The organism is Agrobacterium sp. A3-95 (assembly GCF_053521785.1).
In genome coordinates, this window is the sequence record NZ_JBNWDR010000017.1 from 42,136 (window position 1) to 61,036 (window position 18,901).

An 18,901-nucleotide genomic window follows, 5' to 3' on the forward strand; every position below is an offset into this window, starting at 1 on the left:
AGGTCGAGGACGGGACCCGTTTTCGAGGCGGTGGTGTCGATCCTCCTGACGGCTGCGTCCTTGGTCGCAAGGATTATTCCGGTCTGTTCTGCCGCGCCTTCTCGCATCGCAAGAACCGGATACGAAATTGAAACCGCGGGAAGCTCCAGACGGATATCGAGGCGCTGCCCTATCGAGATGGGGAAACGGCTTCCTGCCACGGGCTCGATATCGTTGCCGCCCAATGCGATCAGGCTGCCGACGACAGCTCTCGTGTCGACCGTGAACGCGGTTGCGGTGGCTCCATTGATGATGCGTATGCGAATACGCCCGCCTTTTTCGACCCTGACCACTTCGGGATCGTCCAAGGTTCGGTCGTTTGCCAAGTACGCCTCGTCCTCGATGTCGTTTAGGTCCGCAGACGACATCCCTTTCATCGGCATGCCCATGGTAGACATGCCTGTCATCGGCATCTGATGACTCTGCATGTTGGTCATCGTCTGCATCATTTCTTGGTGCCCCGACGGCATGCCGCCGTGGCCGGGACTGCCGCCCCTCAAGGTTTCCATTAGCTCCTCCTGTGACTTGAACCAGAAGTCATGAAGCATGAGCACGACTTCCTGTTCATCCCGGCTCTTGTCCTCGGCCGTCCAAACGATCAGCGGTGCGACAAGCAGGCGCTGTTCCTGCAGGGTATGGGCATGCATCCATTGCGTGCCGCCGGGTCCGACAGGAAAGGCGTAATCGCGGCTCTGTCCGGCGGCGAGCAGCGCAGCGGGATTTTCCGGCACACCGTCCATGTTCCAGGGCGGGGTCAGCCCGTGCCAGTGGATAAGCGTATCCTCGCGTGACCCGTTGAGAAGGCGGACGTTGAACTCAGAGCCCGCATCGAGGAGAGACCGGGCACGCCGTTGGGGTCGGCCAGTCCGAAGACGGTGGCGGCCATCTCCGACTATCCTCAAGCAACCGCACGGGTCACATCGCGTGGCCGCCGACGAAGCCTAGAGACGTCGCCGCCATCCAGACCGCCATCGCGATCATCATCAGGTTCTCGGTGAGCGAGATGAAACCCAGCGGGACATTGCTCGACCCGCCAACGCAGGCGCATTTCAACTCCCTCTTGTCGATGTAGACGGCCTTGAAGACCGAGACCGCGCCGATGGTGCCGATGAAAAGGGCGGCGGGGATGGAGATCCAGTTGAGGGCGCCCGCCACCATAAGGATGCCCGCGAGTCCTTCCGCATACGGATAGACGTAGCTGTAGGGCACCCACCGCTTCGCTAGCAGATCATAGTTCAGGAACATGGTCGCGAAGGTCTCGACGTTCTGGAGCTTCAAAAGCGCGAGCACGACCATCGAGAAGGCAATGAACCATTCCGCCGCTCTCAGCGTGAAGGGATTGCCGCTGACCGCATAGCTCGCCGCCATCGCCGTCAGAGCGGTCATGGCGAAGAGGACCACCACCGGGCGGTATGTCTTCGCCTTGGGATCGGCAACCTTCTTGCCTAGAAACCTGCGGAGGTCGTCATGTCCGCCGATCCGCCTGCCGTCGATGAACACCTGCGGCGTGGTGGCCACGTTGTGCTCCTTCTTGAAAGCGTCCGTCTCATCGCGTGTCGTGAGATGACGGTCTTCGACTTCGTAGCCGGACTGCTCAAGCAGATACTTCGCCTTCAGGCCGTATGGGCAGGTGTGGCCCGGCATCACCATCCGGTGGATCAGAGCCTTTTTATCGTTCTGGACCCTGTGCAACATTTCACGTCTCCTTTGTCTTGTGAAACCTCTGCCACGACCATACGTTCCGTACCGTGGTACGGAGTCAACAGCCAATGGACATAACAATCGGAAAACTTGCTGCAGCAGGGAACGTCGGGGTCGAGACGATCCGCTTCTATCAGCGGCGGGGTCTGCTCATGACCCCGAAGAAGCACATCGGTGTCCGGCATTACGGGGAGGATGATCTTCGCCGTCTCAGGTTCATAAGGCAGGCGCAGACCGCGGGCTTCACGCTCGAAGAGATCAAGGAACTCATGGATCTGGATGCCGGAGACGATCGTGAAACGGCGCGACAGCTTGCGAAGGTCCGGCTCAAGGCCCTCGAAGCCCGCATCGCCGAACTCGATCAGGCGAGGGTGGCGCTCAAGCGGTTGGTGGGGGAGTGCGCATCCGGGAAGACGGGGCCATGCCCCATCCTGTCGTCTTTCGGAATCTGACGGAGCGCTGTCACCTAGGCCTGACGGCGAGGTAGACATAGGGCGCGCCACCATTTTTCGGTACAGCGATGACATCGTAGGACGCGCCGGGATCGGTGCCCATGCCGAGCGATCCCCTTGGCATGCCTGCGACAGCCAGCCCTGCCAGGGTTGGCTTTTCCGAAAGAAGCCGTTGTGCCGCTTCCAGAGGTACGTGGCCTTCGAGGAAGTATCCGTTCACGGTTGCGGTATGGCATCCATGGATCGGGCCAGGGATCTTGAGCTTGGCCTTGACTGCGTCCATGTCGTCCTCGTTCCTGATAACGACGGAAAAGCCAGCGTCTCCGAACGCAGACGCCCAGGCCTCGCAGCAGCCGCAGTATGGGTCCTTGTGGACGATCAGTTCCGGCATGCTGGCCGCCGCCGCGCTTGGGAGAAGCGCCGCCGACGCTGCCATGCAGATGAATTGCCTGCGTTTCATTGTCTCTTTCCTTCCTTGCGACTGCCCAGAACGACCCGCTGCCAACCAACGGAAAACCTGTCGCGGACGCGTGCATTATGGTATGCTCGACAAATGGTACCGGGAGGTGCCCATGTGCCGCATCTGTATTTTCGTTACAGCAATCGCCACCGTCGTCTCGGGCGCGCACGCCCAGGAACGTCAGCCATTCCACATTGCCAGGTTTTCCGACAGCCGGACCATCAGTCTTGCCATAACGTCATCGATGAAGCCGGATGACAGGCAGTACGACTATGAGGTCGGAATCGGACTCACCGAGTTTTCGGCGAGCGGTGACAAGGCCTTCACGGACAATGGAGCGCATGCAGTGCAGGTCAGGTGCGAAACGCCGCGGGCCGTAAAGGTTGGTGTCTCCGTCCATCTCATGCCAGTGGCGCCGGGATCCGGTGACTGGATGCAGGATCTCTGGACGGCTCTCTGCCTACAACCCACGTCATGAGGTGGGCGGCCGCGCCTGCCTCTGCAAGCGCGGCCGCCATCACATCACTTGACCTGCGTGACCGTCAGCTTGCCGTTGACGCGCTCGGCCACAAACTGGACCTTCGCGCCCTCCTTGAGCTTGGCCAGGACGGCATCGTCCTTGACCTCGAAGACCATGGTCATGGCGGGCATCTCAAGACCCTTGAGCTCTTCATGGATCAGCGTGACCTTCTTCGCCTTTGCGTCGAGCTTCTTCACGGTGCCGTTGGTGAACTCCTGCGCGAAGGCGCCGGCGGCGGAAGAGAGGGCGATGGCGGCGGCAAGGCCGAGCTTGATGATGTTCTTCATGTTCGATTTCCTTTCAGGTTACTTGGCGACGGCAACATCGCCGTGCATGCCAGCGTCGTAGTGGCCGGGCACGAGGCAGGCGATCTTGAAGACGCCGTCGTTGGTGAACTTCCAGACGATCTCGCCGGACTTGCCCGCCTTCAGCCGGATTGCGTTCGGGTCGTCATGTTCCATTTCCGGGAACTTCTCCATGACGGCCTTGTGTTCCATGACCTTGTCTTCCTGATCGAGGACGAACTCGTGATCCAGTTCGCCTTCGTTCTTGATCGTGAAGCGGACGGTCTGGCCCTTGCGGACTTTGAAATTGTTCGGGGTGAAGACCATCTTGCCGTCCGGAGTTTCCTTCATGCTGACGCGAATGGTCTGCGTGACCTTGGACTTGTCGCCCGGCTCGCCGACGGCCATGGCCTCGCCGTGTCCTCCGGCATGGTTGCCGGACGCGAGGGCAGGGGTTGCAAGTGCGGTGGCCAGCAAAAGGCCGATAAATGCATTCTTCATGTTGGTGTCCTTTGGTTGTTCGGGGAACTTGTTCTCAGCCGTGGTTCGAATGCTTCGACGGCGGCTGCGTCTTCGCGTCTTTTGCCTTGGTCGCGTCGGGCAGGCTGCCCGTCCACTCCCAGGCCTGCGTGCCGGGCGGGTTCTCGTACCAGCCCGGATCGGTGTAATCGCCCGCCGAGATGCCCTCGCGGACCTTCACCACGGAGAACATGCCACCCATCTCGATGGGGCCGTGGGGACCCCAGCCAGTCATCATGGGAACGGTGTTCTCCGGGATCTCCATCGACATCTCGCCCATGTCGGCCATGCCTGCAGTGCCCATCGGCATGTATTCCGGACGGAACTGCCGGATCTTCTTCGCGACCTCCTTCTTGTCGACCCCGATGAACGTCGGGATCTCGTGGCCCATCGCGTTCATCGTGTGATGCGACTTGTGGCAGTGGATCGCCCAGTCGCCGAGATACTTCGCGTCGAACTCGTAGGCGCGCATAGCTCCGACCGGAATGTCGATCGACACCTCGGGCCAGCGGGCTTCCGGACGGACCCAGCCGCCGTCGGTGCACGTGACCTCGAAGTCGTAGCCGTGCATGTGGATCGGATGGTTCGTCATCGTCAGGTTGCCGACACGGACGCGGACCCTGTCGTCTTTCGAAACAACCAGCGGATCGATGCCGGGAAAGACGCGGCTGTTCCATGTCCAGAGGTTGAAGTCGGTCATCTCCATCACCCGAGGCACATAGGTGCCGGGATCGATGTCAAACGCGCTCAGGAGGAAGACGAAGTCCCGGTCGACGGGCATGAACGCCGGATCCTTGGGATGAACGACGAAGAAGCCCATCATGCCCATCGCCATCTGCACCATCTCGTCGGAGTGCGGGTGGTACATGAACGTCCCCGATTTCACGAGGTCGAACTCGTAGACGAACGTCTTGCCAACCGGGATGTGCGGCTGCGACAGGCCGCCCACGCCGTCCATGCCCGACGGCAGGATCATGCCGTGCCAGTGGACGGTGGTGTGCTCGGGAAGCTTGTTGGTCACGAATATCCGGACACGGTCGCCTTCGACGGCCTCGATGGTCGGACCCGGTGACTGGCCGTTGTAGCCCCAGAGGTAGGCTGTCATGCCTTCCGCCATCTCCCGCTCGACGGGTTCGGCGACGAGATGGAACTCCTTGACCCCGTTGTTCATACGGAATGGCAGGGTCCAGCCGTTGAGTGTGACGACCGGATTGTAGTCCGGGCCGACCGATGGCTTCACAGGCTTCTGCGTCGCCGCCGAATCCATGAGAGCCGCTTCCGGCAAGCCCATGTTCGTGGTCTGGCTCCATGCCTGTGAGGAGACGAGGGCGGCGGAGGCAGCGCCCGCTCCGAGCAATTGTCTTCTGCTGAACATTCTCTTTTCCTTTCTCAGTGACCGCCCGCGGGCGCTTCTTCGGCCGACGCGACTTCGGATTCAGCCGCAGCGGACCCTGTGCTGCCGCCGTAGATGACGGGCGCAAGGTTCGCCTCTGCTAGCCAGAAGTCGCGCTTCGCGTTCACGGCGAGGATGGTGGACGTGATCTTGTCACGCGTGTCGGAGATGAGCTCGAACGTGCTGGTGATCATGCCGTTGTAGTTGAGCATCGACTGCTGCTCGATCGCGCTGCGCAGCGGCAGGACGTTGTTCCGGTAATGCCGGGCGATGTCATAGTTGGATCTGTAGGCAACGTAGGCGGAGCGCGCCTCCGACCGCACGTTCACGGCAAGCTGGGCCAACTGGTTCGCCGTCCGCATGTAGGCGAGTTCGCCCTTGCGCAGGCGCGCCTGTCCGGAATCGAAGATCGGGATGGTGAACTCGAGGCCTGCGGTCTTCGAAATGTCGGAAACGATCTTCCCGTCCTCCCGCTCGCGCTCCTTCTCCCAGTTGCCGACAAGCTCGATGTCGGTGACGATGCGCGTCGCATTCGTAAGGTCGTAGGACCTTGCCGTCGCCTGCAGTTCGAGACGGGACACCTGCAGATCCATCCGCTTGTGGACCGCCTCGGCTTCGATGTCGTCCCGCTTGATCAATGCCTTAGGCAGGTTCGGCAGGCGGTTCGGTATCTGGAAGTCGATGTCCGATCCCGACAGGCCCATCAACCGGACGAGTTCCTCCTTTGCGATCTTGGCCGCCAGCCGCGCCTTTGCGGTGTCACCTGTCAGCTCCGCATAGAAGACATGCTCGCGTGCCTGCTCCCCCTTGGGCATGGAGCCAGCCTCGCCGATCTTCTTCGCGAGTTCGGAGGAAGCGTCGGCGGCGATCTTCGCCTGATTGAGGTATGCGACGTTCTCCCATGCCGCGACGGCATTGATCCACGCACGCCGCGTCTCCGCAGCGAGCGAGATCGTCGCGATCGCCGCCTTGAGCTGAGCCTGCCGGAAGCGGTTGTCGGCGAGCTTGATGTTCCGGTCGTAGGTTGCGAGCGCCAGGATGTTTGCGGCGATCGCGCCTTCAAGAACCCGGTATGCCTCGAGGCCCGGCGTTCCGATGCCGGAAAGTCCGACCGAAAACGTCGGAAACACCGACAACTGCGTCTGCCACGCATCGGCGGAGCTGTCGCCGAGATCTGCATACGAAGCCTGAAGACCCTTGTTATTAAGAAGCGCCACCTGGACTGCCGTCTCGACATCGATGGTCTTCTTCGCCATCAGCGCCTTGACGCGGTCACGGGTTGCCTGAGCCTGCGCCTGGTTCTGGATCCAGACCGTCTGCTTTCCCGTGGCCTCGCCGCTTTTCAGGGAGGCATTGGCAAATCCCGCATCGACCGCAGAATAGTTCGTCGTCACGCATCCGGCGGCTACAAGAGGAAGCACGAGGGCGGATATGACCTTGAGTTTGCGAAGCTTCATCGCGTTCAGCCCTTCTTCTTGGGGGCCTGGGCGTCGTTGAGATCACGCCACGGCTTGGGGTCGACGGGCATCCGGTGGGTATAGCCACCGATCGGGCTCTGGTAGCGGACATGCTGGGCATAGGACACGGTGTCGGGATTGTCGGCCGAGGCTACGACTTGAGGCAGGGTGGATGCGCATCCGCTTGCGGCAAGCGGAATGGCAACCACCAGGAACATACGTTTCATGGTGAGTATCCAAGAATGAGATCGGTTTTGCGCCGCCACGCAGACAAGCGTCGAGGCACAGCAAGACCCGCGCAGCGGGTGCTAGTTCTCAGATGTTAGGTGGTCGATGCAGGCTCGGCGCCTCGCCGACCGTGTCCGTGTCGTCGGCGAATTCAAGGATGGAGATCACGCGTGGATGGCTCAGGGATGAGCCAGTGCACGTGATGGCGGCGACACCGCAGTAGTCCTTGCAGCAGGAGTTCTTTGTCTTCTCCGAGCTGGCGTGTTCGTGCTGGTCTCCATGATCATCCGCCTTGGCCATGGCAGTGTGATCGCCGCCGTGGTGTGAAGAATGATCGGTCTCCATCTGGGAGGTCCCGGCCGAGTTGTCGGGATGCATCGCAGCGTTGACGGCGGTAAAGCTATAGCCAGCCAGTGACAGTATCATCACCAGTCTGAACAACAGTGCCATCGCTTTCGACGTGATTCGATACATCCCGCTCATGCCTTCCAAGATCACCAAAGCCCATGGCCTTGTCAATCGACGCAGTCTTCGATTATCAATTCGCGTTATCTGTGTGGCATCGCCACAACGGCGCGATAAGTCTTGCCTCCTGATACGCCGGGCACGCCGGAACATCTGAAGGCTCTCAGCCGGGAACGCGTAGCAAGTCTCTTGAGGGAGGTGCCTCTCTCCTTGCGCTGTGCAGCACCCTTTCGTGCTCCGCCCACGCCGTGGTGAGAAGGATGCTGCCCAGCGCTCTTGCAAGATACCTGACTTTTATCCGCTTCATGTTCGGACGCTCCGGTTCCGTTGGACTTGGTTAGCGACGACCGCGTGCTCTGAGGGCCTCGGCAGCCGGGTTGGAGATGGTGACGGTTCCATATTTGGCGTTGGTGCGCCGAACGCGTCCGTCGGCAAGCACCTCGAACGTGACCGACCGATCGGAAGAAGCGACGGCACTTTCGCCCGGCCGACCGTGGCCCTGTACGATCCGGTCGACCGGACCAGCACTTTCGCTCAGGGTACCGGTTGCGAACGCCGATGTCGCCGTCGATGCCAGAACAATGAATGTCGCGATGAACTTTGTATTCATGGTGATCTCCTCGTATGAAAGCTGCGGACTGCAGCATGGAGACACTAGACACTCGTTCTGACAGGGCCTTCTCGCGAACTTTACATTTTTGTAAGGCGCGGTCCGGCTGGCGTGATCAGATCCGCCGCAACAAAGCCCGATTGTTCGGCTCTTCGGGAGTGCGATGAAGCCTGACGAGTCGCGGATAGGTCCCCGAGATGAAGATACTCCTCCTAGAAGACGACCAGAAAACCGGAGACTATGTCTCCAAGGGGCTGACCTCGTCCGGACACGTGGTGGACTGGGTTTGCGACGGTCGCGACGGTCTCTCGGCGGCCCTGGGATCAGCCTACGACGTGATGGTGGTCGATCGCATGGTGCCGGGACTGGACGGGCTTCTTGTCGTCAAGACGATGCGTGCCGCCGCCGTTCGCACCCCCGTTCTTTTCCTCACGTCCATGAGCGGGGTCAACGACCGTGTTGAAGGCCTCGAGGCGGGCGGTGACGACTACCTCGTGAAACCCTTCGCCTTCTCAGAACTCGCCGCCAGGATAAACGCGCTTGTGAGACGGCCTCCGATTGCGGCAGAGAAGACGACGCTGCGCGTGAGCGATCTGGAAATCGACCTCGTGAAGCGGACCACCCAACGTGGGGGCGCTCCAGTCGAGCTGCTGCCCCGGGAGTTCCTGCTCCTGGAGCATTTCATGAGGAACGAGGGCAGGGTGCTCACCAAGACCATGCTGCTGGAACGGATATGGAACTTCAATTTCGACCCCCAGAGCTCGGTGGTCGAAACGCACATCAGCAGGCTGCGCGCGAAGATCGACAAGCCCTTCGAATTCCCGCTGCTCCACACCGTGCGCAACATCGGCTACTCGCTCCATGCTCGGCGGTAGCTTCTTCAAGAGCACCGCTGTCCGGCTCGCCATCATCTACAGCTCGCTGTTCGTATTTGCCTACCTGGGGGCGAACGTCGTCGCATATCAGATGGTGCTCGGCTATCTCGACGATCGCCTCGAAGCGGCAGTGATGGAGCGTTACCGGGAGATCGAGACCGCGTTCCTGACCAGAGGCGTCTCCGGTGCTGTCGACATGGTCAATAGCCACGGCCCCGCCATCAGGGGGCAGGAGACAATCTATACGCTACAGGATCCGACGGGCAGGGTGCTGGCAGGCAACGCCGCGCTCGCAGCCGTTCCCGCCGGATTTTCGGTCCTGATGCCCGACAACCATCGTGAAGGAGCGACAGGGTACAAGCTCTTGAGGGGCAAGCTCGGGGACAACGATCTTGTGGTGGGGACAAGCGAAGGAGACACCGAGCAACTTGCGCGGATCGTACTCTTGAGCTTCGGCTGGACCACAGCCATCGTCTTCGCCGTGGGTCTGCTTGGTGCGGCAGTTCTCAGATACCGGGCGCGCAACCGAATCTTCGCCCTGTCCCAGGCGGCACATGCGATCGGTCATGGCGAGCTGTCGAGAAGGCTTGCGGTGTCGCCGCGCATGGACGAGATCGACGTACTTTCTAGCGAGGTAAACGTCGCACTGGGTAGGCTGGAGGCGAGCGTCACTGCCCTCAAGCAGGTGACGACGGATATCGCCCACGATCTCAAGACTCCGATCGGACGCGCTTTTCTCGCTCTCGACGACGCACTGAACCGCGACCATCCTGACGAAGTGAAGGGCGCCGTCGCGGTGGCGCTTCAGGAATTATCGTCCCTCGCCAAGACTTTCGACGCATTGCTCCGGATCGCGCAGATCGAATCCAGAAGCAGGAGGGCGCAGTTCGTTGACATCGACCTGACCGACATTGTCCGCGACATTCACGAGATATACGATGTCATCGCGTCCGAAGAAGGACACCTTCTCCGGTTGGTGGTCCCCGAGGAGGAACTTCGCCTTCTAGGCGATCCCGACCTGATCCGGCAGATGTTGACCAACCTGCTCGCGAACTCCATGCGACACACCCCTGCCGGATCCGCAATCGCCCTAGAGCTGGCGCACCGTGGGAAGGGAATGGCGCTCACAATCAGCGACAATGGTCCGGGAATTCCGCAGGCCGAGCGCTTCAGGGTGCTAGAGCGCTTCTATCGTCTCGACAAGAGCAGGACGACCGAAGGTTCTGGTCTCGGCCTGAGCATGGTGAAGGCGATCTGCGAGCTGCACGATGCCAGTATAGAACTGTCCGACAACGCCCCCGGCCTCAAGGTCACGGTCATCTTCCCAGGCGACCGATCGTGAAACGGGGGGGAGCTCACTGCCTGGCGAGAGAGATCGCCGAAACGTCCGATGTCGAACGTCCCTGTCGCGGACACCGGGCTGAAGCCGTTCGGGCCCGTATATCCGGTCGTGTAGCTGGAACTGAACGAACTCTTCAAATCGCGTTCGGATTCCGCCGGAGCCGCGAGCGCCGCCACACGCTCCTCGCGAGGCAAGGAGATGGATGCGGCAGAAGCCTGAACCGCATCTGCCACCTTTGCCGCCGACGCGGTGCGTATCTTTTCGGCTTGCGGCCTCGCGCAAAAAGCGCATCTTCCACGTGTTTCAGACGAAAAAAATCAAGTTCGCATCATCCACTCTGTGGAACTTTATTCTCAGCCTGATGTTCACGCATTAATCTCGGGGGTAGCGGATGATCCTGAAACTCAGCCTGCGATCTGTTCTGAGCGCCTTCGCGATCGCGATGGTGGCTACAAACCTGTTTGCCATGGTTCCGCCAGCCGCCGCTTCGGCACATGAGTGCAATGCTTCGCGGTCCGACACCCACACCGCTCATCATCATGATTCGACAACGCAGCCAGCCTGCTGTGACAGCATGCACTGCTGTCCCATGCTTCCGGGGCTCCCGTCGCCGGAAACGCCGTCGGCAGCGTGCTTCCGACCGCATGCCTACCTCAAGTCCGAGCAGCCACTGCTGCTAGTGACGGTGATCGACCCGCCTCCACGATCTTCCGCTTCGTGAACCCGGAACGAAATCTTACGAAACAGGAGTTCAAGATGAACAACACGATCAAGACTGCTTTCGCCTCTTCGCTTCTCGCAGCGTATCTCCTTGCCGCCCCGATGGCGTCCGCCCAGATGGCCCCATCCGCGATGGCGTTTCCAGAGAAGTGCAAGTCCGACATGTCTTCCGGTGGTGACATGGCCATGCAGGGGCATGAGATGTCCGGCATGGGAGAGCATCAGAAGGCTTCCATGGACGGCATGAAGACCATGAACATGAACATGATGCAGGGCATGATGAAGAAGGACCCGGACGTGGCATTCGCGTGCGGGATGATCGCGCACCACATGGGCGCTATCAGCATGGCCCAGGTCGAGCTGAAGTACGGTGACAACGCCGAGACCAAGGCGAAGGCACAGAAGATCATTGACGACCAGACGAAGGAGATCAAGGAACTGACGGCGTGGGTCGAGAAGGAGGTCAGGTGATGCAGCACATGTCGTCCGAAATGAAGACCTGCATCGACAACTGCCTCGCCTGCTACAGCGAATGCCTCTCGATGGCGATGGGGCACTGCCTCGAGATGGGAGGAGAGCACACCGAGCCGGGGCACTTCAAGCTGATGATGGCCTGCGCTGAAATGTGCCGGACATCCGCGCACCTCATGCTGATCGGTACCGAGCATCACAGGCACACCTGCCGCGAGTGCGCGGAAATCTGCCGTCAGTGCGCGGACGACTGCGAACGCGTCGGTGGCATGCAGAACTGCGTCGCTGCATGCAGGAAGTGCGCCGAGAGCTGTGAGAAGATGGCGGCCTGAGCGGGTATCGGGAGGGTGTCCTCATCCTCCCGACCACTTTGATGACCTGTTGCCATGGCGATCGGATGGCGCAGTGGGCTCGGGCGGCTTCACAACTGCCTCATTGTCGTGCAAGAATGCATCCATGAAGCCACTGATGGTCATTCCACGCATTCTCTGCGCGTTCGCCATGCTCTCGGTCCTGATGGGTCCAGTGAGCGTGACGGCGGTCGCAGCAGCCATGGGATCATCGTCCCCGATGGCGGACATGGCGATGGAGTTGGAGGGCCAGGTTGCGGACGAAGAGGCAATGGCGGATATGCCGTGCTGTCCGGATGAGAATAAGCCTGCCATACCCGACTGCATGAAGTCCTGCCCTCTTGCGCTCGTTTGCTCGACAATGATCGTCGGGAACCTGTCCGCGGGCGCCAGCCTGCCGCTCATCCATCCGCTTCCGGTATCTTTCCCGCGCATCGCCGGAGAGGAATTCGCATCGGCTCTCGTCGAGCCTCCCCCACGGCCCCCGCGCGCCTGATTCACTCTTATCCACTGCGTCGGTCTGTCCCGCTCTGCGGAACCTCCCGTCGCGTCCGGATTCCACGCGCTTCCGCGCGTCTTGAGATGTGAAATCATGAAGAAGAGAAACCTTTCCGTGCGGGCCCTCGTCGCCTCACTCGCAGTGCTTACCGTATCCGCTAGCTCCGCACTGGCCGGAGCCAGGGATTACGAATTCCAGCTCGTCGCCTCGGAGGTGAAGCATGGGCCGCAGGCCGAAGTGGCCGTCAGACTTGTCGACAGGAGGTCGGGAAATCCGGTGCCCGGCGCCGTCATCTTCACCACCCGGATGGACATGGCTCCGGACGGAATGGAAGTGATGACGACCTCGGTGGAGAACCTGCCGGAGAACGAGCCGGGCACGTATCGCTTCCGCACCAACCTGTCTATGGCTGGCGGCTGGCGCTTCAAGGTGGCCGCCAAGGTGCAGGGTGAGCCAGAGACCGTGCAGGGCGAAGTCGTTCTGAAGGCCATCCCGTGAAGGCCGCCGGAATTATGTTGGCCGCGTGCTCCCTCGCCGTCGGTGGCGGGGGAGGGTATCTGCTCGGCTCCGGCAGAGTCGCCATCCCCGCCATCGGGCTCCTGACGGACGAGGCTCCGGCCCTAGCCGAAAAGGCCCGGTCTCCGGGGAGCGGCCCTGTCATCTACTATCGTCATCCTGACGGGGCCGCCACCTGGTCTGTGATACCTGCGAAGACACCGGACGGCAGGGATTTCGTTCCGGTTCACGCCAGCGAGGATGTCAGCTTCGCCGACAGTCCCGACAACGGGGAGGGCGATCCCGACATTGCCCAAGCCGGATCCGGCCACGCTCCCGCCACCGAGCGGAAGGTCCGCTACTACCGCAACCCCATGGGGCTTCCCGACACTTCCAAAGTACCCAAGAAGGATTCGATGGGAATGGACTACATTCCCGTCTACGAGGGCGAGGCCGACGGAGGCTCCACTGTCCGGGTTCCGCTTGGCAAGCTTCAACGCACAGGTGTCAGAACTGCAGAAGTCACGAGGGAGAGGCTGCCGACAAGGCTGCGCGTCCCCGGCATCGTCATGCTCGACGATCGGAGGATTCATGCCGTAAGCATGCGCTCCGACTCCTTCATCGAGGAAGTCGCCCCGGTGACTGCAGGCAGCCGCGTGAAGGCGGGGGACAGCCTCTTCAGGTTCTACTCGAAGGAAGTCGCGACAGCCGTATCCGAGTACGCAAACGTCGTTTCCGGAGGTGGTGACACAGCCGGGAGCGCCTTGAGGCTTCGCAACCTCGGAATGTCCGATCGTGCGATCGAGACCATTCGCAGGGACCGCAAGGTTCCACCGAGCATATCGTTCGATGCTCCCGCGGATGGGATCGTCATCGAGCGGTCGACGACCCCCGGAAGCATGGCGGAACCCGGTGACATCCTGTTCAGGATTGCCGACACCCGGGAGATGTGGATCGTGGCCGACGTGCCGGAAAGCCAGCTCGGCGCTGTCGCAGTCGGCGCGGCCTCAACCGTGACCGTGACCGCCCGGCCAGGCATGGCAGTGCGCGGCGCGGTCGAGCTCGTCGATCCCGAAATCCGCGATCAGACCCGGACGGCCAAGGTGCGGATCCGGGTGCCGAATGCAGATGGCATGCTTCTCCCGAACATGTTTGGAACCGTCGAGATATCGTCCGGTGAGCCGGATCCCGTCGTCTCGGTTCCCAACGACGCGATCGTCGACACCGGAAGCAGGCGAGTGGTGTTCATCGACAAGGGCGAGGGGAGGTTCGAACCACGCGACATCGAGGTCGGCGTCAGGGGTGCGCAGAGGACGGAGGTGACGGTCGGCCTCGCGGCAGGAGATCGAGTGGTCGTCTCGGCCAACTTCCTCATCGATGCCGAGAGCAATCTGAACTCTGCCTTGAGCGCCCTTGCCGCAGGAGACGAACAGCCATGATATCGAAACTGATCTCCTGGTCGGCGCGCAACCTGCTGCTCGTCTTCGTCGGCGCCTTCCTGGTGGCGGCGGGAGGCGTTCATGCGCTGCGCACGCTCCCGCTCGACGCGATCCCTGATCTCTCCGACGTCCAGGTCATCGTCTACACGGACTTCCCCGGACAGGCTCCCCAGGTCGTGGAGGATCAGGTCACCTATCCGCTGACGAGTTCGATGCTGACGGTTCCAAAGTCCAAGGTCGTCCGGGGCTTCTCCTTCTTCGGAGTCTCCTTCGTCTACGTGATCTTCGAGGACGGGACGGATCCATACTGGGCGAGAAGCCGGGTGCTCGAGTTCCTGAACGCCGCCTCAAGCCGCCTGCCGGAGAGCGTCACGCCGACGCTCGGCCCCGATGCCACGGGCGTGGGCTGGGTCTATCAGTATGCGGTGATCGCCAAGGAGATGTCCCTTGCCGAACTCCGCTCGCTACAGGACTGGGTCATCAAGTTCGGCCTGTCGCGCTCCGAAGGCGTGGCGGAGGTGGCGAGCGTCGGCGGCTTCGTGAAACAGTATTCGATCGTCGTCGACCCGGTCAGGCTGAAGGCGCAGGGCATCACCCTGGACGACGTCGCGTCTGCGGTGAAGGCCAGCAATCGGGACGTCGGTGGTCGCACAGTCGAGCTGTCCGAGTTCGAATACATGGTGCGCGGCCGCGGCTACCTTCAGGGTATCGCGGACATCGAGAACATCGTCCTCAAGTCCGAGAAGGGAGTGCCGTTGCGGCTGGCGGACGTGGCGAGGGTGGAACTGGTTCCCGACGAGCGCCGCGGGATCACCGAGATGAACGGCGACGGCGAAGTCGCAGGGGGCATCGTGCTCCAGCGCTACGGCTCCAACGCTCTGACCGTCATCGAAAACACCAAAAAGAACATCGAAGCTATGAAGGCCAGCCTTCCTGCCGGAGTTGAGATCGTTCCCGTCTATGACCGATCGCGGCTCATCGAGGGGGCTATCGAGACGCTGAAGGCGACGCTGCTCGAGGAGTCGCTCGTCGTCGCGATCGTGACGATCGTCTTCCTGATGCATGTCAGGAGCGCGCTCGTCGCCATCATCATGCTCCCCATCGGGATACTGATGGCATTCGGGGCGATGAGGATGCTTGGAATCGGAGCCAACATCATGAGCCTCGGCGGCATCGCCATCGCCATCGGCGCGATGATCGACGCGGCCATCGTTATGATCGAGAATGCCCACAAGCATATGGAGCGCGCCCCTGCGGACAAGCCACGCCTGGAGGTCCTGATCGAAGCTGCATCCGAAGTCGGTCCGCCACTTTTCTTCAGCCTGCTGATCATCACCGTCTCGTTCCTGCCGATATTCACGCTTGAATCCCAGGAGGGACGGCTGTTCGGGCCGCTCGCGTTCACCAAGACCTTCGCAATGGCCGCCGCGGCGATCCTGTCGGTGACGCTCGTGCCAGCGCTCATGGTCGTTTTCGTGCGGGGCAGGATCATTCCCGAGCACAGGAACCCTGTGAACCGAGTGCTCATCTGGGTCTACCGCCCGATCATCGCAGGGGTCCTCAAAGCCAGGACGCTGACCATCGTCATCGCGCTCGCGGCGCTGGCGGTCACGGTCTGGCCAGCGCGGCAGCTCGGCAGCGAGTTCATGCCCGCGCTCGACGAAGGGACGCTCATGTACATGCCGACAACTCTGCCAGGTCTTTCGGTCACCAAGGCAGCCGAACTGATGCAGACGCAGGATCGGATCATCAAGTCCTTCCCGGAGGTCGAAACCGTGTTCGGCAAGGCGGGCAGGGCGCTCACGGCAACCGATCCCGCGCCGACCGAAATGTTCGAGACCATCATCACTCTGAAGCCCAAGGACCAGTGGCGGCCCGGCGTGACGGTCGATTCCCTCAGGCAGGAGATGGATGGCGCGCTTCAGTTTCCCGGGGTCTCCAACGCTTGGACGATGCCCATCCGGGCACGGATCGACATGCTGTCCACCGGGATCCGCACCCCGGTCGGCGTCAAGGTTTTCGGCACGGATCTCGGCGAGATGGAAAAGGTCGCGCGCCGCGTCGAGGCGGTCCTCAAGAAGGTCCCCGGAACTTCATCTGCCTATGCCGAACGGGTGATCGGCGGCTATTACCTCGATATCCTTCCCGACCGTGCGGCACTCGCCCGGTACGGCCTGACTATCGACAGCGTCCAGGATGTGGTCGGCATGGCTCTGGGATCCGAGACCCTGACCCAAACGGTGGAGGGAAGGGAGCGGTATTCGGTCGCCATCCGCTACCCGCGCGACTACCGCAGCGACCCGCAGGCGATCGGCAGGGACGTTCTCGTCAGTCTGCCGGGCGGCGGAACCGTGCCGCCCGGAGATGTCGCCAGGATCGAGCTGACCAGAGGTGCGACATCGATCCGAACAGAGAACGGTCAGCTTGCCGTCTACGTCTTCGTCGACATCGCGGGGCGCGACCTCGGCGGATATGTGGCCGAGGCAAAGGCTGCAGTCGAAAGCGAGGTCCCTATGCCACCGGGCTATTCGCTCGGCTGGAGTGGGCAGTTCGAATATCTCGAGCGGGCGAAGGCGCGACTGGCATTTGTCGTGCCTCTGACGCTGGCCCTGATCTTCCTGCTGCTCTACCTCAATTTCAGGCGGCTGACCGAGACGCTCATCGTCATGCTCTCTCTGCCCTTCGCGCTGGTCGGCGGGATCTGGCTGATGTGGTGGCTGGGCTTCAACATGTCCGTCGCGGTCGCGGTTGGCTTCATAGCGCTCGCGGGCGTGGCGGCCGAAACCGGGGTGATAATGCTTATCTATCTGGATCACGCGCTGGCCGAAGAGCGGACGCGGTGCGCGGCGGAAGGGCGCGAGCTGACCGCTGAGGACCTGCACAGGGCGATCGTCGTCGGAGCGGTCGAGCGCGTTCGCCCCAAGATGATGACCGTTGTCGCCATCATGGCCGGACTGATACCCATTCTATGGAGCACCGGAACCGGGTCGGAGATCATGCAGAGGATCGCGGTTCCGATGATCGGCGGCATGATGTCGTCGACGGTGCTGACCCTCGTCGTCATCCCGGCCGTCTATGCCCTTGTCAAGGGCTGGCGGCTCGGTCGCGCAACCGAAACCCGGGAGGTGCATCAGTGAGATCGTACGGCGGCATCGGCGCGACCATAGTCATGCTTCTCACGCTGGCTGGCGCAGTTGCTGCCGCGCCAGCTTGGGAGCGGCAAGTCGGCATGAAATCGATGGCGGAATCCGCAAGGATCATCGGGGACCTCTTCAGTGGCAAAAGGGCGTACTCCCAGACGGAATTCAGGGCGGCTGCAGAAAGCCTCCGGACGCGTGCGGGAAAGCGCCTTGTCGAGGACTTCGGCGGCGGGCATCAACCCGATTCGAAGGCGGATGCGGAAGAGATTTCTTCGTCGTCGGAAGAATTTGGAAGGCTCGCCCGCGATCTCGAGACATACGCCGCCGTGCTTTCCTCGGCCGCCGACAGAAATCCGAAGGAACTGGGGCCCGGCACCAGGATGGGCGGCACGCTTCTCGGCAGTCCCTTCGGGCGTAAGGCGGATGCAGATCGGGATGCGGCTTCGATGCCCCCGGAACACGCGTACCACCTCATGCTTCAAACATGCACGAGCTGCCATGCGAGGTTCCGCATGCCGTGAGGGATTTGTATGGATCGCAGCGGGCTGTGGCGGGCAACGGGTCGTCGTCGATCACGAGCAGCAGGCCTTCTGCGGCTGTGAACCAAAGCATCCGTCGTCTGTCTTTGGCTTTTCTGCGAGCCAGCGGTCGCGCGGCTTACAGCTTGCAATCCGTGGGGCCAGAGCTACCTCGAACACTCCGGTATGAAGGCGCGGTGCGGACGCATAATATAGCGACATCGGCCGCACGCCATCACCGACTTCGAACGTCAGCTTTGCGGATGACACGAGCCGGACATGGTCGGAGACTTTCCTTATGATCGCCGAGAACTTGCCAGCATGCATGTGTGTCCGGCATCCACGTCGATATCCCATAGCTGAACGAAAATCTCCGACCAGGCTTCCGGGTTGGCCCCGCAATCGAGGGCCGCGAACTGCCCGGCCTTCACTTCGGTGACATGGTATCCCGGCCGGATGGGGTTGCCGTCATAGGTGAACGCCAGTGGCGCATCCGGCGCCACCGCAAGCACATCCAAGAGATGGCCAAGGCTGATGTCTGTCGAAAGAGTGTTGTCGATCGCGTTCATGTGGGCTATCCCTCTATCCAATAGTTCAAGGATTATTGAAGTATTGATAAACGTCAAGCCCTTTTTCATTCGCCGCGCTTTCCCAGGAGACGCGCCTTGCCGTCGTTCGGGCACTGGTTGTCGCCGGACCTGAGAGACTGGCCGCAGGCGTGATCGCTGAACGCATGGGCGTCTCAGCAACAAACGTCTCGTTCCACCTGAAGGAGCTGGAGCGGTCGGGATTGATCTCCCAGCGAAGAGAATCCCGTTCGATCATGGGGTTAGAACAAGAGCAGTCCGAAATCGTACGCTAAGGACGAACGGAATGAGAACTTACGCGGCGTTCCTTAGCCTAGCCGGAAGGCGGAGCGATCGA

General features: G+C 61.5%; 20 protein-coding genes and 3 pseudogenes. 12 read left to right on the plus strand and 11 right to left on the minus strand.

Annotation, left to right across the window (positions count from 1 at the left end; translation table 11 throughout):
* Positions 1–134 precede the first annotated feature (134 nt).
* Together ACQZ5Y_RS27500 and ACQZ5Y_RS27505 are read right to left on the minus strand one after the other, a co-directional pair.
* Positions 135–941, minus strand: a pseudogene (locus tag ACQZ5Y_RS27500) (multicopper oxidase domain-containing protein); the annotation flags it as partial.
* Positions 942–954: 13 nt separating this feature from the next.
* Positions 955–1,734: a MauE/DoxX family redox-associated membrane protein gene (locus tag ACQZ5Y_RS27505; RefSeq protein WP_174060287.1), complete on the minus strand. Its 780-nt coding sequence runs from the start codon at positions 1,732–1,734 to the stop codon at positions 955–957.
* A gap of 53 nt (positions 1,735–1,787) precedes the next feature.
* On the opposite strand from ACQZ5Y_RS27505, the gene ACQZ5Y_RS27510 reads away from it, so the two are divergent.
* Positions 1,788–2,192 carry a MerR family transcriptional regulator gene (locus tag ACQZ5Y_RS27510; protein ID WP_174060288.1) on the plus strand — a complete coding sequence of 135 codons (405 nt, stop codon included), beginning with the start codon at positions 1,788–1,790 and terminating at the stop codon, positions 2,190–2,192.
* A 10-nt stretch (positions 2,193–2,202) separates the two neighbouring features.
* Here the strand turns inward: ACQZ5Y_RS27510 and ACQZ5Y_RS27515 are convergent, their stop codons facing one another.
* A complete protein-coding gene (locus ACQZ5Y_RS27515; protein ID WP_174060289.1) occupies positions 2,203–2,652 on the minus strand; it encodes a DUF411 domain-containing protein in 450 nt (149 codons plus the stop codon).
* 112 nt (positions 2,653–2,764) lie between these two features.
* Here ACQZ5Y_RS27515 and ACQZ5Y_RS27520 point away from each other — a divergent pair, with 112 nt between their 5' ends.
* The gene (locus ACQZ5Y_RS27520; RefSeq protein WP_174060290.1) at positions 2,765–3,130 is read left to right on the plus strand and encodes a hypothetical protein; all 366 of its coding nucleotides are present in this window, start codon (positions 2,765–2,767) and stop codon (positions 3,128–3,130) included.
* 44 nt (positions 3,131–3,174) lie between these two features.
* On the opposite strand, the gene ACQZ5Y_RS27525 is transcribed toward ACQZ5Y_RS27520, so the two are convergent.
* The 7 genes from ACQZ5Y_RS27525 to ACQZ5Y_RS27555 all read right to left on the minus strand — a co-directional run bounded on the left by ACQZ5Y_RS27525 (position 3,175) and on the right by ACQZ5Y_RS27555 (position 8,128).
* On the minus strand, positions 3,175–3,459 hold the full coding sequence (locus ACQZ5Y_RS27525; protein ID WP_174060291.1) for a copper-binding protein: 285 nt from the start codon (positions 3,457–3,459) through the stop codon (positions 3,175–3,177).
* A gap of 18 nt (positions 3,460–3,477) precedes the next feature.
* Positions 3,478–3,957 carry a cupredoxin domain-containing protein gene (locus tag ACQZ5Y_RS27530; protein WP_174060292.1) on the minus strand — a complete coding sequence of 160 codons (480 nt, stop codon included), beginning with the start codon at positions 3,955–3,957 and terminating at the stop codon, positions 3,478–3,480.
* Between the two features lie 34 nt (positions 3,958–3,991).
* Positions 3,992–5,350, minus strand: coding sequence for a multicopper oxidase family protein (locus tag ACQZ5Y_RS27535; RefSeq protein WP_174060293.1), 1,359 nt, complete (start codon positions 5,348–5,350; stop codon positions 3,992–3,994).
* Between the two features lie 14 nt (positions 5,351–5,364).
* Complete coding sequence (locus ACQZ5Y_RS27540) at positions 5,365–6,825, minus strand: TolC family protein (RefSeq protein WP_174060294.1); 1,461 nt, start codon at positions 6,823–6,825, stop codon at positions 5,365–5,367.
* Between the two features lie 5 nt (positions 6,826–6,830).
* Positions 6,831–7,052 (minus strand): hypothetical protein, encoded by a 222-nt coding sequence (locus ACQZ5Y_RS27545; protein ID WP_174060295.1) that lies wholly within the window; start codon positions 7,050–7,052, stop codon positions 6,831–6,833.
* Between the two features lie 88 nt (positions 7,053–7,140).
* Positions 7,141–7,551: a hypothetical protein gene (locus tag ACQZ5Y_RS27550; RefSeq protein WP_336510367.1), complete on the minus strand. Its 411-nt coding sequence runs from the start codon at positions 7,549–7,551 to the stop codon at positions 7,141–7,143.
* A 304-nt stretch (positions 7,552–7,855) separates the two neighbouring features.
* A complete protein-coding gene (locus tag ACQZ5Y_RS27555) occupies positions 7,856–8,128 on the minus strand; it encodes a hypothetical protein (protein ID WP_174060296.1) in 273 nt (90 codons plus the stop codon).
* 197 nt (positions 8,129–8,325) lie between these two features.
* On the opposite strand from ACQZ5Y_RS27555, the gene ACQZ5Y_RS27560 reads away from it, so the two are divergent.
* The 9 genes from ACQZ5Y_RS27560 to ACQZ5Y_RS27600 all read left to right on the plus strand — a co-directional run bounded on the left by ACQZ5Y_RS27560 (position 8,326) and on the right by ACQZ5Y_RS27600 (position 17,980).
* Positions 8,326–9,003 (plus strand): winged helix-turn-helix domain-containing protein, encoded by a 678-nt coding sequence (locus tag ACQZ5Y_RS27560; RefSeq protein WP_174060297.1) that lies wholly within the window; start codon positions 8,326–8,328, stop codon positions 9,001–9,003.
* Positions 8,990–10,345: a sensor histidine kinase gene (locus ACQZ5Y_RS27565; RefSeq protein WP_174060298.1), complete on the plus strand. Its 1,356-nt coding sequence runs from the start codon at positions 8,990–8,992 to the stop codon at positions 10,343–10,345. The genes ACQZ5Y_RS27560 and ACQZ5Y_RS27565 overlap by 14 nt, the downstream gene beginning before the upstream one ends.
* 756 nt (positions 10,346–11,101) lie before the next feature.
* Positions 11,102–11,536, plus strand: a complete 435-nt coding sequence (locus tag ACQZ5Y_RS27570) for a DUF305 domain-containing protein (RefSeq protein ID WP_174060299.1) — start codon at positions 11,102–11,104, stop codon at positions 11,534–11,536.
* Positions 11,536–11,868, plus strand: a complete 333-nt coding sequence (locus tag ACQZ5Y_RS27575; protein ID WP_174060300.1) for a four-helix bundle copper-binding protein — start codon at positions 11,536–11,538, stop codon at positions 11,866–11,868. The genes ACQZ5Y_RS27570 and ACQZ5Y_RS27575 overlap by 1 nt, the downstream gene beginning before the upstream one ends.
* Positions 11,869–11,992: 124 nt before the next feature.
* Complete coding sequence (locus ACQZ5Y_RS27580; RefSeq protein WP_174060301.1) at positions 11,993–12,382, plus strand: hypothetical protein; 390 nt, start codon at positions 11,993–11,995, stop codon at positions 12,380–12,382.
* 96 nt (positions 12,383–12,478) lie between these two features.
* Positions 12,479–12,883: a FixH family protein gene (locus ACQZ5Y_RS27585; RefSeq protein WP_174060302.1), complete on the plus strand. Its 405-nt coding sequence runs from the start codon at positions 12,479–12,481 to the stop codon at positions 12,881–12,883.
* Positions 12,880–14,319, plus strand: a complete 1,440-nt coding sequence (locus ACQZ5Y_RS27590; protein WP_336510366.1) for an efflux RND transporter periplasmic adaptor subunit — start codon at positions 12,880–12,882, stop codon at positions 14,317–14,319. The genes ACQZ5Y_RS27585 and ACQZ5Y_RS27590 overlap by 4 nt, the downstream gene beginning before the upstream one ends.
* A complete protein-coding gene (locus ACQZ5Y_RS27595; protein WP_174060303.1) occupies positions 14,316–17,456 on the plus strand; it encodes a CusA/CzcA family heavy metal efflux RND transporter in 3,141 nt (1,046 codons plus the stop codon). Before ACQZ5Y_RS27590 ends, ACQZ5Y_RS27595 begins: the two co-directional genes overlap by 4 nt.
* On the plus strand, positions 17,453–17,980 hold the full coding sequence (locus ACQZ5Y_RS27600; protein ID WP_174060304.1) for a cytochrome c: 528 nt from the start codon (positions 17,453–17,455) through the stop codon (positions 17,978–17,980). The genes ACQZ5Y_RS27595 and ACQZ5Y_RS27600 overlap by 4 nt, the downstream gene beginning before the upstream one ends.
* A gap of 51 nt (positions 17,981–18,031) precedes the next feature.
* Here ACQZ5Y_RS27600 and ACQZ5Y_RS27605 read toward each other — a convergent pair.
* A pseudogene (locus ACQZ5Y_RS27605) lies at positions 18,032–18,546 on the minus strand (DUF6428 family protein).
* A gap of 42 nt (positions 18,547–18,588) precedes the next feature.
* Here ACQZ5Y_RS27605 and ACQZ5Y_RS27610 point away from each other — a divergent pair.
* Positions 18,589–18,803: pseudogene (locus ACQZ5Y_RS27610) on the plus strand (ArsR/SmtB family transcription factor); the annotation flags it as partial.
* Positions 18,804–18,901: the final 98 nt, after the last annotated feature.

Excerpts from the sequence above, each read along its gene's own strand:
- ACQZ5Y_RS27505 (WP_174060287.1), bottom strand. The coding sequence starts at position 1,734 with ATGTTGCACAGGGTCCAGAACGATAAAAAGGCTCTGATCCACCGGATG.
- ACQZ5Y_RS27515 (WP_174060289.1), bottom strand. The coding sequence starts at position 2,652 with ATGAAACGCAGGCAATTCATCTGCATGGCAGCGTCGGCGGCGCTTCTC.
- ACQZ5Y_RS27520 (WP_174060290.1), top strand. The coding sequence starts at position 2,765 with ATGTGCCGCATCTGTATTTTCGTTACAGCAATCGCCACCGTCGTCTCG.
- ACQZ5Y_RS27525 (WP_174060291.1), bottom strand. The coding sequence starts at position 3,459 with ATGAAGAACATCATCAAGCTCGGCCTTGCCGCCGCCATCGCCCTCTCT.
- ACQZ5Y_RS27530 (WP_174060292.1), bottom strand. The coding sequence starts at position 3,957 with ATGAAGAATGCATTTATCGGCCTTTTGCTGGCCACCGCACTTGCAACC.
- ACQZ5Y_RS27535 (WP_174060293.1), bottom strand. The coding sequence starts at position 5,350 with ATGTTCAGCAGAAGACAATTGCTCGGAGCGGGCGCTGCCTCCGCCGCC.
- ACQZ5Y_RS27540 (WP_174060294.1), bottom strand. The coding sequence starts at position 6,825 with ATGAAGCTTCGCAAACTCAAGGTCATATCCGCCCTCGTGCTTCCTCTT.
- ACQZ5Y_RS27545 (WP_174060295.1), bottom strand. The coding sequence starts at position 7,052 with ATGAAACGTATGTTCCTGGTGGTTGCCATTCCGCTTGCCGCAAGCGGA.
- ACQZ5Y_RS27555 (WP_174060296.1), bottom strand. The coding sequence starts at position 8,128 with ATGAATACAAAGTTCATCGCGACATTCATTGTTCTGGCATCGACGGCG.
- ACQZ5Y_RS27560 (WP_174060297.1), top strand. The coding sequence starts at position 8,326 with ATGAAGATACTCCTCCTAGAAGACGACCAGAAAACCGGAGACTATGTC.
- ACQZ5Y_RS27565 (WP_174060298.1), top strand. The coding sequence starts at position 8,990 with ATGCTCGGCGGTAGCTTCTTCAAGAGCACCGCTGTCCGGCTCGCCATC.
- ACQZ5Y_RS27570 (WP_174060299.1), top strand. The coding sequence starts at position 11,102 with ATGAACAACACGATCAAGACTGCTTTCGCCTCTTCGCTTCTCGCAGCG.
- ACQZ5Y_RS27575 (WP_174060300.1), top strand. The coding sequence starts at position 11,536 with ATGCAGCACATGTCGTCCGAAATGAAGACCTGCATCGACAACTGCCTC.
- ACQZ5Y_RS27580 (WP_174060301.1), top strand. The coding sequence starts at position 11,993 with ATGAAGCCACTGATGGTCATTCCACGCATTCTCTGCGCGTTCGCCATG.
- ACQZ5Y_RS27585 (WP_174060302.1), top strand. The coding sequence starts at position 12,479 with ATGAAGAAGAGAAACCTTTCCGTGCGGGCCCTCGTCGCCTCACTCGCA.
- ACQZ5Y_RS27595 (WP_174060303.1), top strand. The coding sequence starts at position 14,316 with ATGATATCGAAACTGATCTCCTGGTCGGCGCGCAACCTGCTGCTCGTC.